We start from the raw sequence: 16,332 nt of genomic DNA on the forward strand, positions 1-16,332 counted from the left end.
CAAAGGTGAGGGGTTGCCATGACTGATGTTTATCCCGTTGATGCCGGGTTCGCCGCGAAGGCACGGATCAACAAGACCACGTACCAGCAGCAGTACCGCGAATCGGTGGAAAACCCCGACGCGTTCTGGGCCAAGGCCGCCGAGCGGCTGGACTGGTACGTCAAGCCCAGCAGGATCCGCAACGTCAGCTACCAGCTCGACGATTTCCGCATCAAGTGGTTCGAGGACGGCGAGCTCAACGTCAGCGTGAACTGCCTGGACCGCCAGCTGGCCACGCGCGGTGACAAGACCGCCATCCTGTTCGAGGCCGACAGCCCGGACAGCCCGGCGCAGAAGGTCACCTACCGCGAGCTGTACGAGCGCGTCTGCCGCCTGGGCAATGCGCTGCGCAACCTCGGCGTCAAGAAGGGCGACCGCGTCACCATCTACCTGCCGATGATCGTCGACGCCGCCGTGGCGATGCTGGCCTGTGCCCGCGTCGGTGCGATCCACTCGGTGGTGTTCGGTGGCTTCGCCGCCAACTCCATCGCCGACCGCGTCGGCGACTGCGGCAGCAAGCTGATCATCACCGCCGACGAAGGCCTGCGCGGTGGCAAGAAGGTGCCGCTGAAGGCCAACGTCGACGCCGCGCTGAAGCTGCCGGGCACCAACACCGTGGAAACCGTGCTGGTGGTGCGCCACACCGGTGGCGCGGTGGACATGCAGGCCCCGCGCGACCGCTGGTTCCACGACGTGGTGGACACCCAGCCGGCCGAGTGCGAACCCGAGCGCATGAACGCCGAGGACCCGCTGTTCATCCTGTACACCTCCGGATCGACCGGCAAGCCCAAGGGCGTGCTGCACACCAGCGGCGGCTACCTGCTGTACGCAGCGTACACGCACGAGGCGGTGTTCGACCTGCGCGAGGACGACATCTACTGGTGCACCGCCGACGTGGGCTGGGTCACCGGCCACAGCTACATCGTCTACGGCCCGCTGGCCAACGGCGCCACCTCGGTGATGTTCGAGGGCGTGCCCAACTACCCCAACACCTCGCGCTTCTGGGAGGTGATCGACAAGCACCAGGTCACCATCTTCTACACCGCGCCCACCGCCATCCGCGCGTTGATGCGCGAGGGCGAGGCGCCGGTCAAGCGCACCTCGCGCACGAGCCTGCGCCTGCTCGGAAGCGTCGGCGAACCGATCAACCCGGAAGCCTGGCGCTGGTACTACGACGTGGTCGGCGATGCGCGCTGCCCGATCGTGGACACCTGGTGGCAGACCGAGACCGGCGGCATCCTGATCTCGCCGCTGCCCGGTGCCATCGACCTGAAGCCGGGCTCGGCCACGCTGCCGTTCTTCGGCGTGCAGCCGGCCCTGGTCAGCGCCGACGGCGAACTACTGGAAGGCGCGGCCGAGGGCAACCTGGTGATCCGCGACTCCTGGCCGGGCCAGATGCGCACCGTCTACGGCGACCACCAGCGTTTCATCGACACCTACTTCCGCACCTACCCGGGCAACTACTTCACCGGTGACGGTTGCCGCCGCGACGAGGACGGCTACTACTGGATCACCGGCCGCGTCGACGACGTGATCAACGTCTCCGGCCACCGCATCGGCACCGCCGAGGTGGAAAGCGCGCTGGTCTCGCACCCGAAGGTGGCCGAGGCGGCCGTGGTCGGCTTCCCGCACGACATCAAGGGCCAGGGCATCTACGCCTACGTCACCCTGGTGGCCGGCGAGCCGCAGACCGACGAGCTGCTCAAGGAGCTGGTGACCTGGGTGCGCAAGGAGATCGGCCCGATCGCCGCGCCGGACCACCTGCAGTGGGCCCCGGGCCTGCCCAAGACCCGCTCGGGCAAGATCATGCGCCGCATCCTGCGCAAGATCGCCGAGAACGCCCCGGACCAGCTGGGCGACACCTCCACGCTGGCCGACCCCTCGGTGGTCGCCTCGCTGGTGGAAGAGCGCAAGGTGCGGTAACCGCGGGTGCGGGAAGCTGCGTGGCTTCACCTTCTCCCTCCGGGAGAAGGTGCCCCGAAGGGGTGGATGCGGGTAGGCGCGCAGCGCACAACGGGCTTGGCCTGTGTACCCTCTCCCCTACCCCTCTCCCGCAGGGAGAGGGGTTTCACTACTCCGCCAACTCCGATTTCCGCCATGCCTACCCTGCTGATCGCCGATGACCACCCGCTTTTCCGCGAAGCCCTGAAGGGCGCCGTGCAACGCGTCATCCCCGGTGTGCAGCTGCTGGAGGCGGACAGTGTCGAGGCCCTGTACACCCTGGCCGAACAGCATCCCGACGCCGACCTGGTGTTGATGGACCTGAACATGCCCGGCGCGCAGGGCTTCAACGCGCTGGTGCACCTGCGCTCGCTGCACCCGCAGCTACCGGTGGTGGTGGTCTCCGCACGCGAGGAGCCCAAGGTGATGCGCCGCGCGCTCGACCACGGTGCCTGCGGCTTCATTCCCAAGTCCGCCGATTCGGACACCATCGGCCATGCCCTGGGCACCATCCTCGATGGCGAGCGCTGGGCCCCGGCCGAAGCGCACAACGTGCCACCCACCGACCATGAGGAATGCGAGGTCGGGCAGCGCCTGCGCGAACTGACCCCGCAACAGTTCCGCGTCCTGCAGATGCTCGGCGCCGGCCGCCTGAACAAGCAGATCGCCTATGACCTGGGCGTCTCCGAGGCGACCATCAAGGCCCATGTCACCGCCATCCTGCGCAAGCTTGGCGTGACCAACCGCACCCAGGCGGTGCTGATGGCCGGCAAGCTGGCCATCGACGACGACGCCATCGTCGTCCCGCCGGAAGAAGACTGAGCCGCAACGCCGGTTCGGGGGCATTGCTGCGTTTGTGATCTGCGGCAGGTGATGCTGGGTTTGGGTGTGGAGCAAGAGCAAGAGCGCCCCCTCCCCGGCCCTCCCCTGGGCTGCGCCAATGGGAGGGGGCAAGAGCGGGCTTGGCTGCGCGCTGCCAGATCGCATGAACCGCCCCCACCCTTTGGCGCAGCCAAGGGGAGGGCCGGGGAGGGGTGACGCTCGACTGCTCGACTGCTCACCGGCACTCAACCGCTCAACTCTTCACGCTGACCGTCGCAGCCCCCCGTTCCCCGCGACAGTCTTCGCAGCCTCCGCCTCGGCCGCCACCACGAAGCGCTCCGCCGCAGCGGCCAGTTCCTGCGCCTGCACGCGCATTTCCGCCGCTGCCTGCGAGGAAGCGCGCGCAACGTTGCCGCTCTGCCGGGTGCCCTCGCCGATGCGACGCAACAGCCGCTCCACGTCATCGACCGCGCTCACCTGGCGCTCCGAGCCGGCGTCGATGCGCGCCATCGCCGTCACCACCTGCTGCACCCGGCCGCTGATGTCGTGCATCACTTCACCGCTGGTATCCACCAACCGCGCACCGGCCTCCACCTGCTGCAGCGACGCATCGACCAGCACCCGGATCTGCTGCGAGGCCTCGGCCGAGCGCTGTGCCAGCATCCGTACCTCACCGGCCACCACCGCGAAGCCGCGCCCGTGGCTGCCGGCACGCGCGGCCTCCACTGCGGCATTGAGCGCCAGCAGGTTGGTCTGGAACGACAGGCTGTCGACGGTGGCGACGATCTCGCGGATGTGCCGCGATGACGCGCGCAGCTGTTCCATGCCGCTGATCGCCGCGGCGGTAGCCTCGCTGCCACGCGTGGCGGCCTCGCTGGCCGCTTCGGATACCGCCGCGCTGTGCCGCGCACTGCCGGCATTCTCGCGGGCCTCGCTGGCCACCGAGCGTACCCGCGCCAGCGCGTCATGCACGTCACTGACCTGCTGCTCGACCCGCCCGGACAGGTCGGCGGTGCCGCTGGCCATGTCGTCCACCGCTTCCTGCACGCTGCCGGCCGAGTGCTGGATGCTGGAGACGATGCCGCCCACCTGCCGCATCGCCACTTCCAGCCCCTGCCGCAGCTGCGCGTAGATGCCGCGGCCGTCATCGCGCATGCGTGCACTCAGGTCGCCGCGGGCGAAATGGCCGATCACGCGGGTGGCGTCGCCCAGCTGGGCCTGCACGCTGTCGAGCAAGGCATTGATGCGCTCGCCGAGCTGGTGGACGAAACCCTGCTTGTCGTCCAGCACGATCCGTCCCTGCAGCTCACCGGCAGCGGCCGCTTCGACCACCGCCGCCACCTCGTTGACGATCACCCGCTCCAGCCGGCGGTCCTGCCATTCCATCACCAGCCCCAGCACGCGCGACTGCTCCAGCACCGGGCTGACCCGCAGCAGGAAGCCGGTGTTGCCCAGCGCCACGTCGGCGTTGACGCTGATGCCTTCCTCCAGCGCCTGCCGGGCCAGTACCTCCACCTGCACGCCCAGTACCTGCAGTTCGCACCCGGCCTCGACCACCCACCCGACATCGGCCAGCGCGAACGAGTGCGCCAGCGCCGGATTGGCATAGACCACCCTGCCCTGCGCATCGGTGACCAGTACCGCGGCGCTGGCCACGTCCAGGGCCTGGCGCACGCGCTGGTTGGCCTGCGCGGCCAACCGCTCGCTGGCGATGCGTTCGCGCAGGCTGGACTGCATCTGCATCAGCGCGGTGGCCAGACGTCCGATCTCATCGTGCGAATTGCGGACCACCAGCCGCCCGTCCAGATCATCGTCGGCAATGGCGCGGGCGAACGCGGCGGCATCGGCCAGCGGTCGCTCCACCGCGCGCAGCAGCAGCACCAGCAGGCTCACCAGCAGCAGGCCGACCACCAGCACGGTGGCGGCGAAGGCGGCGTCCATCCAGCGGCGTGCCGCGGCCTGCTCGTCGCGCTGCCGGGCCAGGCTGCTGCGCTGCGCCTGCTGCAGGCCGGTGATCACCGGCACCACCTGTGCGGCGAGGTCGTCCATGGCCTGGGTTTCACTGTCCGCGCCATACCGCGCGGCGGCATAGGACAGGAATGTTCCCTGATACCGCTGCATCGCCTCGCGCACCTGCCCGCGCACGTCCTCGGGCATGCGCGTGGACTGCAGCAACAGTTCGAACGGCATCACCTGCGCGCTGAGTTCATCGGCGTATTTCTGCTCGCGGCGCAGGATGAAATCCTTCTCGTAGCGGCGCATGGTCAGCATCGACACCTGCAACGCCGGTGCCTGGTAGTCGGCGATCAGGTTCTCCACCTCATGCACGGCACCGCGCAGCTCGCCCTGCATGCCGCTGTCGGCGTCGTGGCCGAGTTCGGTGATGCGCTCGTCCAGCGCCTGCCCGGATTCGACGTAGGCACGCAGCGGCTTGGCCAGCGCCTCGCTCCAGCCCGGACCGCCCTTGGCCGGCACCAGCGCGGCCTGCAGGCGGTGGTTGGCGGCGACGAAGGCCTGGCCGGCGGCGGCGGAAAACGACATGGCATACTCGGCCTGTGCGCGCCGTGCCTCGGCGAACGCGGCGGCCAGCGCTTCCAGTTGCGCGGCATCCTGCTGGTAACGTTGCAGGCGCTGGTCGGCGTTGCGCATGCCGACACTGAGCCAAGCGTAGGCCGAGCCGATCACGATCAGGCCGATCACCAGCGCCAACAGGCTCAGGCGCAGTTTCTGGGCGATACCGAGGGGGAACTTCATGGGCCGGTACTCCGGGCGTGGGGATGCCTCGGGATCGGCCGGCAGACGGGTTTCTTGAGCACCCGATGGCGCGGGGCAACCGGGCCGGCGCGCGGCACAGGGCCGGGCGCCCATCAGGCCACACGGCGGTTACAGGGGTATTGCAGTGGCCTGTTCGGCCTGGCCTCACGGGCCCGGGCGGTGGCCATGCTAGAATCCGCGCTCCCTTGGGGAGTAGCCTGCTTCCAGCGTTGGAAGCGCTCACGTCAACATACTCGGCCAGTGCGCCGTGGCGTGGGCAGCCAGATCCGGTTGGCGAGACCAGCGGCACGCGTGCGCAACGAATGGTTGGGCGCGCCGTGTGCCGTTTGAGTCCGCCCGGCCCGGTACTGAAGATGTCCCCACTTTCCATCCTGCTCGTTGGCTTTGCCATGTCCACCGATGCCTTCGCCGCTGCGGTCGGCAAGGGCGCGGCGATGAACAAACCCCGCCTTCCCGATGCGCTGCGCGCCGGCCTGATCTTCGGCGTGATCGAGGCAATCACCCCGATCATCGGCTGGCTGCTCGGCCGCGCCGCCTCGCAGTACGTGGAAGCATTCGATCACTGGATCGCATTCGTGCTGCTGGGCGCGCTTGGCATCCACATGATCGTCGCCGGCCTGAAGCCGGAGGAGGCCGAAGGCGAGGATTCCGCGGAAAAACCACGCCACGGCTTCTGGGCGCTGGCGGTCACCGGCTTTGCCACCAGCATCGACGCGATGGCCATCGGCGTGGGCCTGGCCTTCCTGGACGTGCACATCGGCGTGGTCGCACTGGTGATCGGCCTGTGCACGATGACGATGGTCACCGCAGGCATCATGCTCGGCCGCGTGCTCGGCAACCTGGCCGGCAAGCGCGCGGAGATCGTGGGCGGCGTGATCCTGATCATCATCGGCTGCACGATCCTGTACGAGCACCTGACCGCAGTGGGTTGAGTCCGGTGCCGGTGCCGTGGCAGCAGCAACTGCAGGGCCCTGTCCTTGCCTGCGGCAAACGGAAGCAGCTGGAGTGGCATTGCCGTGGTCTGACCGATCGCATGAAACACCTCCTCCCTTTGCCACGGGCAAGGGGAGGACCGGGGAGGGGTTGCTGCTCGCCGCCACGCGCCGGCACCGAGCACGGCACGGCGCACTCCCCGCTTCGCGGCCGAGGCCGGTGCTACGGCTGCTGGCGCTGGCGCGGGGCGTTCATCGCCATCAGGAAGGCGCGCAGCGAGGCCGGCTTCACCGGCTTGGTCAGCACACGGTAGCCACGCTCGCGCGCCAGCCGCTTGAGCTCGTCGCGGCCGTCGGCGGTGAGCAGTGCGCCATGCAACGGCCGGCCGGCGGCCTCGCGCAGCGCAACCAGTGCATCCAGGCCGTCCATGCGGTCGTGCAGGTGGTAGTCCACCAGCATCACGTCCGGCCGTTCGGCCAGCTTTTCCAGCGCCATGTCCACCGTGCTGGCGGCGATCACCTCGACTTTCCAGCGCCCCAGCAGGGCGCGCATGCCGTCGAGGATTTCCTGGTCGTTGTCCACGCACAGCACACGCAGGCCGGCCAACGAATCATCCCCGCCGAACGCCGTGGCCTGGCGCGCCTCCACCAGCGGTGCGGCGGGCGCTGCCACGCGCGGCAAGGTGATCGAGAACATGCTGCCATGGCCGGGCTGGCTGCGGGCATTCAGGCCATGGTCGAGCAGGCGCGAGATGCGCTGGCAGATCGACAGGCCCAGGCCCAGCCCCTGCTCGCCCCAGTCGAACGGCTGCTGGTAGCGGTGGAACTCGTTGAAGATCTGCTGCATGTGGTGCTCGGGAATGCCCGGGCCGGTATCCCACACCTGCAGCTCGACCTGTTCGCCGCGCACGCGCAGGCCCAGCACGATGCGGCCGGTACGCGTGTAGCGCAGCGCGTTGGCCATGAAGTTCTGCAGCACGCGGCGCAGCAACCGGCGATCACTGCGCACCCACGCCGCGCGCGCGAACACATGCAGGCGCAGGCCGCGGCCGGCCGCGACCGGCGTGTACTGCGCGGCCAGCTCGCGCACCAGCACGCTGGCGTCGAACTCGGTGATGGTCGGGCGCAGCCCGCCGGCATCCAGCCGCGAGACATCGAGCAGGCCGTCCAGCAGCTCCTCGGCCGCGCGCAGCGAAGCATCCACGCGTTCGGCCAGGTGCCGCTGCTCGTCGGTCTCGGGCAGGCTGTCGCGCAGCGCCGAGGCGAACAGCCGCGCGGCGTTGAGCGGTTGCAGCACGTCATGGCTGATCGCGGCCAGGAAGCGGGTCTTGGACTGCTGCGCGGCCTCGGCTTCCTGCGAGCGTTCGGCCACGCGCTGTTCCAGCGTCTCGTTGGCCTCCAGCAGCGCCTGCTCGGCCTGCTTGAAGTCGGTGATGTCGTTGTAGCTGGTGACGTAGCCGCCCCCGGGCAGGGCCTGGCCGCGCAGCTCGATCACCTTGCCATCGGCGCCGGTGCGCTCGAACACATGCGGCGAACCGGCGCGCATGTAACCGATGCGGCGGTTGATCTGGATCTCGATGTCGCCCTCGCCCAGCTCACCGCGCTCGGCGTTGTAGCGGATCAGGTCGGCCACCGGGCGGCCCACGTAGAGCATGCCGTCGGGATAGCCGAACATCTGCTGGTAGCGGCGGTTCCACGCGGTCAGGCGCATCTCCGGGTCGACCACGCTGACCCCGGCGCTGATGTTCTCCAGCGTGGTGGACAGGATCTCGCGGTTGAAGCGCAGCTCCTGCCCGGCTTCGTCGAGCACGGCCACCACTTCGCCCAGGTCCATGCCCGAACCACGCAGCAGGCTGGTCAGCAGCAGGCGCGCCGACGCCGCACCGATGGACGCGGCCAGCAGGCGTTCGGTGAACTGTACCCAGACCCGGTCGGCGGCCGCGGACGGCAGCAGTTCGCGCTGCAACACGATCGCCTGCTCGTTGAAGGCGCGCCGGGCGCGTGCATCACCGATCACGCGCGTGGCCAGCGCCAGCAGGTCGCGCACCTTGACGTGCGCCGGCCAATCGCCGGAGACCACCGGGCGCTTGGCGTAAGGATCCAGGAACGGCGCCGCGCGCAGGCGTTCGGCCACGTCCGGGCGCCAGCGCACCGAGATCAGCAGCATGACGCCAGTGTTGAGCAGCAGCGACCAGAAGGTGCCGTGGGTGAGCGGATCCCAGCCTTCCAGCCCGAACAGCTGCTGCGGGCGCAGCCAGCCGATGCCGAACGGGCCACGCTGCAACAGCGAATCGTCCAGCCAGCCGCCGTGGCTCAGTGCCGGCACCAGCAGCGTGTACACCCACACCGCGAAGCCGACCACCATGCCGATCTCCACGCCGCGCCGGCTGGCACCGCGCCAGTACAGGCCACCGATCAGGCCAGGCGCGAACTGCGCCACCGCGGCGAACGCCATCAGCCCGTAGGTGGCCAGCATGGTGTCGTTGTTGCTGACGCGGTAGTAGCCGTAGGCGACCAGCGCCAGCAACACGATCGCCAGGCGGCGGATCCACAGCACGCTGGAGGCCACGTCGGCAGCCTCGCGGTGGTCGCCACTGCGGCGCAACAGCACCGGCATCACCAGGTCGTTGCTGATCATCGTGGCCAGGGCGATCGAGGAGACGATCACCATGCCGGTCGCCGCCGAGAAGCCGCCCACGTAGGCGACCAGCGCCAGCGCCACGCTGCCCTCGGACATCGGCAGGGCCAGCACCAGGGTGTCGTCGGAGGCCAGCCCCGTGCCGAACAGCGTCGCCCCGGCGCTGGCGATGGGGATGATCATCAGCGAGATCAGCACCAGGTAGCCGCCGAACATCCAGCGCGCACGGCGCACGTCGGCGGCGCTGCCGCATTCCACCACCGCCACGTGGAACTGGCGCGGCAGGCAGATCAGCGCCAGGAAGCTGAGCAGGGTCTGCGAGACGAAGCCCACCGGCGGCATGCCTTCGAACAGCGTGCGCGCGGACTGCACCACCGACTCGCCGCGGTCGGCGATCAGCAGGTAGGCAAACAGCCCCACCGAGATCATCGCCACCAGCTTGATCATCGATTCCAGCGCGATGGCCAGCATCATGCCGTGGTGGTGCTCGGTGGCATCGACCTGGCGGGTGCCGAACAGGATGGCGAACAGCGCCATCAGCAGCGCCACGTACAGCGCCGGGTCGGTCAACAGGCTGCCGCCGCTGCTGTCGCCGCTGAGTACCTGCAGGCTCATCGCCACGGCCTTGTACTGCAACGCCAGGTACGGCACCACGCCGATCAGGGCGATCAACGCCACCAGCGCCGCCAGCCGCCGCGAGCGGCCGAAGCGCGAGGAGATGAAGTCGGCGATGGAGACCACGTTCTCGCTGCGCGCGATCAGCGCCAGCCGCTCGATGATGCGCCAGCCGAAGGCCAGCATCAGCAGCGGGCCAAGATAAATGGGCAGGTAGCCGATGCCGTAGCGCACCGCGGTACCGACGCCGCCGTAGAAGGTCCACGAGGAGCAGTACACCGCCAGCGCCAGGCTATAGACCACCGGGCGCAGCCACAGGCGATCCGGGTACAGCGGACGGCGGTCGCCCCACCAGGCCACGCCGAACAGCAGCGCGGCGTAGCCAAGCGATACCAGGAGCAGGATCCAGCTGGAGACCAAGGGCGTACCCGTTTGGAGAAGCCGGTCGAGTTTAGCGATTTCCGTGGGGGGTGGTTTTTCAGGTCATGCCGGAAGGGTTGCTGCGGGGGTGGAGGTTACCCCTCCCCAGCCCTCCCCTTGCCTGCGGCAAAGGGAGGGAGCAACAGCGGTACTGCGGCGACCTGACCGTTCACGGGAGCCGCCCCCTCCCTTGCGCAGCAGGGGAGGGCTGGGGAGGGGTGCCGTCGCTCTGCCCGGCCCGGCCCCGTCCAATGCAGCGCCCGGCCAGGCACCTCGTCCAGAAAGCAGAACGCCCCGGCATGGCCGGGGCGTTCCACGTCACCTCGTCCGCGCGGGCGCTTACCGGCCCAGCTCGAAGCGTACTTCCACGCGGCGGTTGGGCAGCAGGCATTCCAGCAGCGCCAATGCCCCCAATCAACCGCGCACTGGAACCTACACGGCGTTCCCGCCTTGCGTCCCCACCCTCGTGACAACCCCACCGTGATGCACCAATCGACTGTACTCGCGATCGCAACGACACCATCCCCCTAACCACAGCCTGCTGCAGCGGTCGTCAACCGACTACAGATTGGGATACACCAGAACCCAATGTGTGATCACAAGGTTGATCAGCCCATGGATCAAAGATCGCTGCAGCGTACCCAGCTTGAACATATAGACGCCAATACAGAGTGCCATCGAGAAGAGGAAGGCGAAAATCATCCCCTCCACGTGAACCCAGGCGAAGAGCGCACTTACAGATACTGAAGCAATGACCTTGCCAAGATAATGAGCAGCCCCAGTGAGCAGCAGGTGCCTGACCACCTTCTCTTCAAAAAGCGGCGCAGCCATGCAGCCCGTGAATAGTCCAAGCACGTAATAAACAGTCGGAACCCTATCCCACGTCAGAAACTGGGAATCGTTGCGCGAAGGGTAGCCAACACAAGCTACCCAGAGCATTCCACCGAGGAGACCGAGCACAACAAGAATCAAGGAGAACCTTACAGACCATGCCGCTCGATCCTCACGGGGTAGCAGCCACGTGCATACCAAGAATGCGGCCAGCTCCGTCATCGCCTTCGAGCCAAAGACGTCAAACGCGTCGAGCAGACTTTGTCCGGCACCCACCAGGACTATCGCCATGGCAGCAACAAAGATTCTGTTGGCGGGACTATCCATCAGCCTCCACGATGAACCCATATCAAGCATCACTGAAACCCCCGCGGATCCTTGGCCCAAGATGGGCCAAGGAAGATTTCAGGCCGGCTCGCGAATCAGCGAACCATGAGGTGGCGATAAACCATGCCCACCATGCCGATGCCACTGAACGGGAAGGCTCTTCCGTACATGTAGGCCGCATTACCAAAGTCGCTCAGCTTGCCCCTGATATGGGTACCGTCGCTCCGCCCGATCTGGATTGAAACGCCGCCGGACACCCCTGCAACTTCCATGGCATTCAACTCACGCATACTCATACTCCTTATGAGACTGTTATCCCCCGAACTCGGGGATGACACCTATAGCACCGTCAACATCGCAGCAACAATCGGGATTCCCCTATAGAAGCGATGCCTTATCCGTTGCTCCAATCGACCGTACGATTCAATCAGCCATTCGTGTACCCGAAGAACAACAAGGACGTCGTTCTATGCAACCAGTACTACAGTCCGAAGCCGCGGAGTGCGGCCTGGCGTGTCTTGCCATGATCTGTGCCCATCATGGCAATAATTCCGGATTGCGTACGCTGCGAGGCAGGTACCCGGCATCGCTACGGGGAGCTTCCCTGACGCAGATGATCAAGCAAGGAAGCGAGCTCGGCTTTGCCTGCAGGCCGTTGCGCCTGGAGATGGATCAGCTTGCGAAGCTTCATCTTCCCTGCATCCTGCACTGGGACCTGAATCATTACGTCGTTCTCGCTGCCGTCGGCTCCAAGTACGCCACGGTCCTGGATCCGGCGACAGGGCGGCGCCGGATAGTCTTGAACGAGATGTCCCAGCACTTTACGGGAATAGCGCTGGAGCTCTCGCCAACCGCGGCATTCGGACCCGCGAAGAAGGCCCCGGCTGTCACGCTCGGACAGCTGACCGGGAAAGTAGTGGGCCTTTGGCGCTCGCTCCTACTTCTGCTCATCCTCTCGCTTGCCATGCAGGTGTTCGTCCTGCTCGCGCCGTTTCTAATGCAATGGACAGTGGACCACGTTCTTCCTGCATCTGACAGGGATCTACTCACTGTGCTTGGCCTTGGATTTGGACTTGCACTTCTGCTTCAATCTGGCATCGGCCTGACCAGAGGATGGATAGTAATTGGCCTCTCCGCGCGTCTAAGAGTTCAGTGGTCAGCCAACGTTTTCTCGCACCTTCTACGGCTTCCCATCTCGTTCTTTGAAAAGCGCCACCTCGGCGACGTCGTCTCCCGGTACGGGAGTGTGCAGGCGATCCAGCACACCATCACAACAAGTTTTGTCGAGGGGCTGATAGATGGACTGATGGCAGTAGTCACCCTCACCATGATGTTGCTCTATAGCTGGAAGCTGGCACTGGTCACCCTTCTCGCCGTGATGCTGTACGCCATCTCCCGCGCCGCGACATTCCGCGCCATCAGGGCAGGAACAGAGCTCCAGCTGATTGCGGACGCAAGCGAGCGAGGCCATCTGCTCGAATCGATTCGCGGCGTTCAATCGCTCAAGATCGCTCGTCAGGAAGGTGTTCGCCAAGCCAGCTATGGCAACCTTCTGAACGAATCGACAAATCGCGCAATCACCCTGCAGAAATATGACCTGGCATTCGGCAGCGCAAATCAGCTCATCTTTGGGGTGGAGAGGATCGCAGTCATATGGATTGGCGCGCTTATCGCGATGCAGAACGTGTTTTCCGCCGGCATGCTTATTGCCTACCTTGCTTACAAAGACCAGTTTGCCCAGCGCGTGGCCGGCCTCATTGATAAGGGGATCGAGTTCAGGATGCTGCGGCTCCACGGGGAGCGATTGGCCGACATAGCACTCTCCGAACCAGAGGATCAACTGCCTTCAACCGACGCGATAGCGCTATCGAGGGCTCCACGGATAGACGTGGTTGACCTCAGCTTTCGCTACGACGAAAGCGAGCCTTGGGTACTGAAGAACTGCAGCTTTTCGATTAATCCCGGCGAATCTCTTGCATTGGCGGGTGCATCGGGGAGCGGCAAGACCACACTCCTGAAGATACTGCTGGGCCTGCTTCCTGCATCGGCCGGACGCATCGACATAGACGGCGTCCCATTACATCTACTTGGCATCGGCACTTACCGTGACGTCGTTGGCGCGGTCATGCAGGATGATCAACTCTTCGCAGGCACGATCGGAGACAACATTACCTTCGGCGAGGAACGCCACGACAAAGAGAAGCTCGAGTGGGCAGCACACATGTCGGCAATTCACGATGAGGTCTCCGCGATGCCGATGGGCTACTCCACACTCGTGGGTGACATGGGAGCGGCACTTTCGGGAGGACAGAAGCAACGTATCATCCTGGCGCGAGCGCTATACAGGATGCCAAAGGTGCTGCTGTTGGATGAAGCGACCAGCCATCTTGATGTCGAGCGCGAGAAGCGCGTGAACGATGCAATTGGGGCACTGAACATCACTCGCCTGATAATTGCGCATCGCCCCGAGACCCTCGCCAGTGCAGACAGGGTCATCGTGCTGGATCACGGGTCGGTTGTTGCAGGTGTCCCGCAGAGTGCCCTTGAGGGTGGCCATTTCAGCGACAGGGCACCGCTGTGACCGGGCTGTTTCGAACGGAAGCGGTGGATGCACAGCGGACTCGCCGCCTTGGCACCATTTCACTCTCTCAGCCGCTTGCCGTGTGGCTGCTTGGTTTCGCATCGATTCTCGCGGCGGCCGCTACCATCTCCTTCGTCATGTTCACGGACTACACGCGTAGATCGCGCGTCGGGGGAGAGCTGGTGCCGGACCTTGGCCTCGCCACGGTCGTTGCTTCTTCGGCTGGCGTGGTTGGCCCTCTCCATGCCGAAGAAGGTGATCAGGTTGAAAGCGGCTCACCGCTGACGATCATTCATATGCCCAGGGCCACTGCGACGGGCAATGATGCGCATGTCGTCATGCTTGATCGCCTCGGCGCGCGCCGGGAAAGCACCGAACAACTGCAAAAGGCGCAGGAGGGTCAATTCGTCGCTCAATCCATCGGGAACTCCCGTCAGAGACAAGCGCTACTGACGGAGCTGAGGCAGATTGAGCAGGAAGCGGAAACACGCCGTGAGCAGATCAGAATTGGGGAATCAATCGTTGATCGATATCGCAAGGTCGCAGATGAGCGGTACGTCAGCCTGGTTCAGCTCAGCCAGCAAGAGCAATCGGTGCTGGAAGTCCGCAACTCACAACTTGCCCTTGAAAGGCAGGCAACTTCACTGAAGCGAATTATCGCCGCGCTTGATCAGAAGACCAGCGAACTGAAGCACGAACGGCAGCTTTCAATTGCGAACGCCTCGAGGGACATGGCAACGCTTGCGCAGGAAGGCATTGAACTGGAGACGAATGGCGCGCTTCTTCATAGAGCACCGGTGTCTGGCTTGGTTTCCAGCAGATTCGTGGAATCTGGACAGTCTGTCCAGACTGGACAACCTTTGTACAGCGTCCTTCCCAAAGGCTCCTTGCTCCGCGCTCAGTTGATGGTACCGAGCGCCGCAATTGGCTTCATAAGGCCCGGAGATCGTGTCACCCTCCGCTACCAGTCGTTCCCGTACCAGAAGTTCGGCACTCATGGCGGTCACGTACTCCGCATATCCCGCAGTTCGGTTTCATCCCCAGCAGCAGGCAACACGGGAGGTGAAGCGTTGTATCGCGTAGTTGTCGAGCTTGACACCCAGTACGTAACCGCATATGGCCGCGGGGAAAATCTGAGACCGGGTATGCGGCTGGAGGCAGATATCCTGGGCGAGCGACGTCGCTTGTATGAATGGATTCTTGAACCTATCTACTCCGTCACTGGACGCGTTGGAAGTTGACCTGAAGGCTACCATTATCCACCAACGTCTACCCAGGTTGCGCGATTCATGCAGTAGCACTTCAAGTGGGAGCCATGGTTGAGAAAGCAGAACGCCCCGGCATGGCCGGGGCGTTCCACGTCACCTCATCCGCGCGGGCGCTTACCGGCCCAGCTCGAAGCGTACTTCCACGCGGCGGTTGGGCAGCAGGCATTCCAGCAGCGCGGCGCGCGGCTTGACGCCGTCGCACTGCTGCACCTGCTGGGTATCACCGCGGTACTCGTAGCGGATCTTGTCGGCGGCCACGCCACGACCGATCAGCAGCTCGCGCACGGTCTTGGCACGACGCTCGGACAATGCCTGGTTGTAGTCGAAGCCGTTGCCCTGCATGCGGTCGGCATGCCCGACCAGGGTGACGCCGGCCAGCTCGCGCTGCTCGCTGCCGATCGTGGCCAGTGCACGGTCCACGCTTTCCAGCGAGTAGGTGCGGATGTCCTTGTAGCCGTCGCGGTCGAACTCGAACAGCACGTTGGCGATCAGCGGGCCCGGCGCCGGGGCCGGCGCAACCGGGCCGGTCGGGTCGGCGACGCCACACAGGCGCGCGGCGGTCTCCGCCTCGTTGACCAGGTCCTCGGCGATCTGGATGTACGGCTTGGAGTGACGCCACTGCTGCTGGTTGAACTCGTTGCCGGCGTGCACCAGCTCCACTTCACCGCAGGCCACCTTCTGCGCGGCGCAGGCAAAGCCCGGGGTGCCGTGGATGACCTTCAGGCGCTGCCACAGGTCGGCACGCAGGTACTTGGCGTTGTTGACCAACGCGGTGTCGGTGGGGATCGGCGAGACGCCGTTCTCCATGTCCACGATCAGCTTCTCCGACTCGGTCAGTGCTTCCTGCGGGAAGGCGCTGCGGTCGTTGCGGGTGTACTCGTGGAAGGACACGTCCAGCCAGCACTGCGCCTTGGACAGGTGGTAGTCGCGGATCGGGCGACCGCCATCGTTGAGCGCCTGGATGCGGCCCTGGGTCGCCTCGTAGGACTCCAGGTCGGCATGGATGGCCTCGTCGGTGATGCGCTTGGCCTGCGGGTTGAGCTGGGTCTGCTGCGCGGTGGCCACGCCACTGACAGCGGTCAGGACAGCGGCGGCCAGCAGGGTGCGGAACGAGCGGGTTTTCATAGGCGAAAGGGTCATGGT

10 protein-coding genes and 1 riboswitch are annotated in these 16,332 nt (G+C 65.6%); of the genes, 5 read left to right on the forward strand and 5 right to left on the reverse strand.

The annotated features are described in order from the left end of the window. The first annotated feature begins 18 nt into the window (after nt 1-18). Together acs and ACIPR8_RS10325 are read left to right on the forward strand one after the other, a co-directional pair. Nucleotides 19-1,962, forward strand: coding sequence for an acetate--CoA ligase (gene acs, locus ACIPR8_RS10320; protein WP_132863959.1), 1,944 nt, complete (start codon nt 19-21; stop codon nt 1,960-1,962). A 174-nt stretch (nt 1,963-2,136) separates the two neighbouring features. Continuing rightward, nucleotides 2,137-2,802 carry a response regulator transcription factor gene (locus tag ACIPR8_RS10325; protein WP_132863961.1) on the forward strand — a complete coding sequence of 222 codons (666 nt, stop codon included), beginning with the start codon at nt 2,137-2,139 and terminating at the stop codon, nt 2,800-2,802. A 261-nt stretch (nt 2,803-3,063) separates the two neighbouring features. Here ACIPR8_RS10325 and ACIPR8_RS10330 read toward each other — a convergent pair whose 3' ends face one another. Beyond that, nucleotides 3,064-5,556 (reverse strand): methyl-accepting chemotaxis protein, encoded by a 2,493-nt coding sequence (locus ACIPR8_RS10330; RefSeq protein ID WP_446540964.1) that lies wholly within the window; start codon nt 5,554-5,556, stop codon nt 3,064-3,066. A gap of 201 nt (nt 5,557-5,757) precedes the next feature. Then, a riboswitch (yybP-ykoY riboswitch) is annotated at nt 5,758-5,923 on the forward strand. 7 nt (nt 5,924-5,930) lie between these two features. On the opposite strand from ACIPR8_RS10330, the gene ACIPR8_RS10335 reads away from it, so the two are divergent. Continuing rightward, nucleotides 5,931-6,509, forward strand: a complete 579-nt coding sequence (locus ACIPR8_RS10335; protein ID WP_132863963.1) for a manganese efflux pump MntP — start codon at nt 5,931-5,933, stop codon at nt 6,507-6,509. 223 nt (nt 6,510-6,732) lie between these two features. On the opposite strand, the gene ACIPR8_RS10340 is transcribed toward ACIPR8_RS10335, so the two are convergent. From ACIPR8_RS10340 to ACIPR8_RS10350, 3 genes are all read right to left on the reverse strand, one after another. Next, complete coding sequence (locus ACIPR8_RS10340) at nt 6,733-10,182, reverse strand: hybrid sensor histidine kinase/response regulator (RefSeq protein WP_192287136.1); 3,450 nt, start codon at nt 10,180-10,182, stop codon at nt 6,733-6,735. 561 nt (nt 10,183-10,743) lie between these two features. After that, nucleotides 10,744-11,340, reverse strand: coding sequence for a CPBP family glutamic-type intramembrane protease (locus ACIPR8_RS10345; protein ID WP_446540965.1), 597 nt, complete (start codon nt 11,338-11,340; stop codon nt 10,744-10,746). A 95-nt stretch (nt 11,341-11,435) separates the two neighbouring features. Then, entirely contained in the window at nt 11,436-11,630 is a 195-nt protein-coding gene (locus ACIPR8_RS10350; RefSeq protein ID WP_446540966.1) for a hypothetical protein, read from the reverse strand. A gap of 179 nt (nt 11,631-11,809) precedes the next feature. Here ACIPR8_RS10350 and ACIPR8_RS10355 point away from each other — a divergent pair, with 179 nt between their 5' ends. After that, a complete protein-coding gene (locus ACIPR8_RS10355; RefSeq protein WP_446540967.1) occupies nt 11,810-13,921 on the forward strand; it encodes a peptidase domain-containing ABC transporter in 2,112 nt (703 codons plus the stop codon). After that, nucleotides 13,918-15,162: an HlyD family secretion protein gene (locus ACIPR8_RS10360; RefSeq protein WP_446540968.1), complete on the forward strand. Its 1,245-nt coding sequence runs from the start codon at nt 13,918-13,920 to the stop codon at nt 15,160-15,162. Before ACIPR8_RS10355 ends, ACIPR8_RS10360 begins: the two co-directional genes overlap by 4 nt. Before the next feature lie 141 nt (nt 15,163-15,303). Here ACIPR8_RS10360 and ACIPR8_RS10365 read toward each other — a convergent pair whose 3' ends face one another. After that, the gene (locus tag ACIPR8_RS10365; RefSeq protein WP_192287137.1) at nt 15,304-16,329 is read right to left on the reverse strand and encodes an OmpA family protein; all 1,026 of its coding nucleotides are present in this window, start codon (nt 16,327-16,329) and stop codon (nt 15,304-15,306) included. Nucleotides 16,330-16,332: the final 3 nt, after the last annotated feature.

It is taken from the genome of Stenotrophomonas sp. LARHCG68 (genome assembly GCF_052871705.1).

Coding starts and splice junctions, on each gene's coding strand:
- acs (WP_132863959.1), top strand. CDS start 19: ATGACTGATGTTTATCCCGTTGATGCCGGGTTCGCCGCGAAGGCACGG.
- ACIPR8_RS10325 (WP_132863961.1), top strand. CDS start 2,137: ATGCCTACCCTGCTGATCGCCGATGACCACCCGCTTTTCCGCGAAGCC.
- ACIPR8_RS10330 (WP_446540964.1), bottom strand. CDS start 5,556: ATGAAGTTCCCCCTCGGTATCGCCCAGAAACTGCGCCTGAGCCTGTTG.
- ACIPR8_RS10335 (WP_132863963.1), top strand. CDS start 5,931: ATGTCCCCACTTTCCATCCTGCTCGTTGGCTTTGCCATGTCCACCGAT.
- ACIPR8_RS10345 (WP_446540965.1), bottom strand. CDS start 11,340: ATGGATAGTCCCGCCAACAGAATCTTTGTTGCTGCCATGGCGATAGTC.
- ACIPR8_RS10350 (WP_446540966.1), bottom strand. CDS start 11,630: ATGCGTGAGTTGAATGCCATGGAAGTTGCAGGGGTGTCCGGCGGCGTT.
- ACIPR8_RS10355 (WP_446540967.1), top strand. CDS start 11,810: ATGCAACCAGTACTACAGTCCGAAGCCGCGGAGTGCGGCCTGGCGTGT.
- ACIPR8_RS10365 (WP_192287137.1), bottom strand. CDS start 16,329: ATGACCCTTTCGCCTATGAAAACCCGCTCGTTCCGCACCCTGCTGGCC.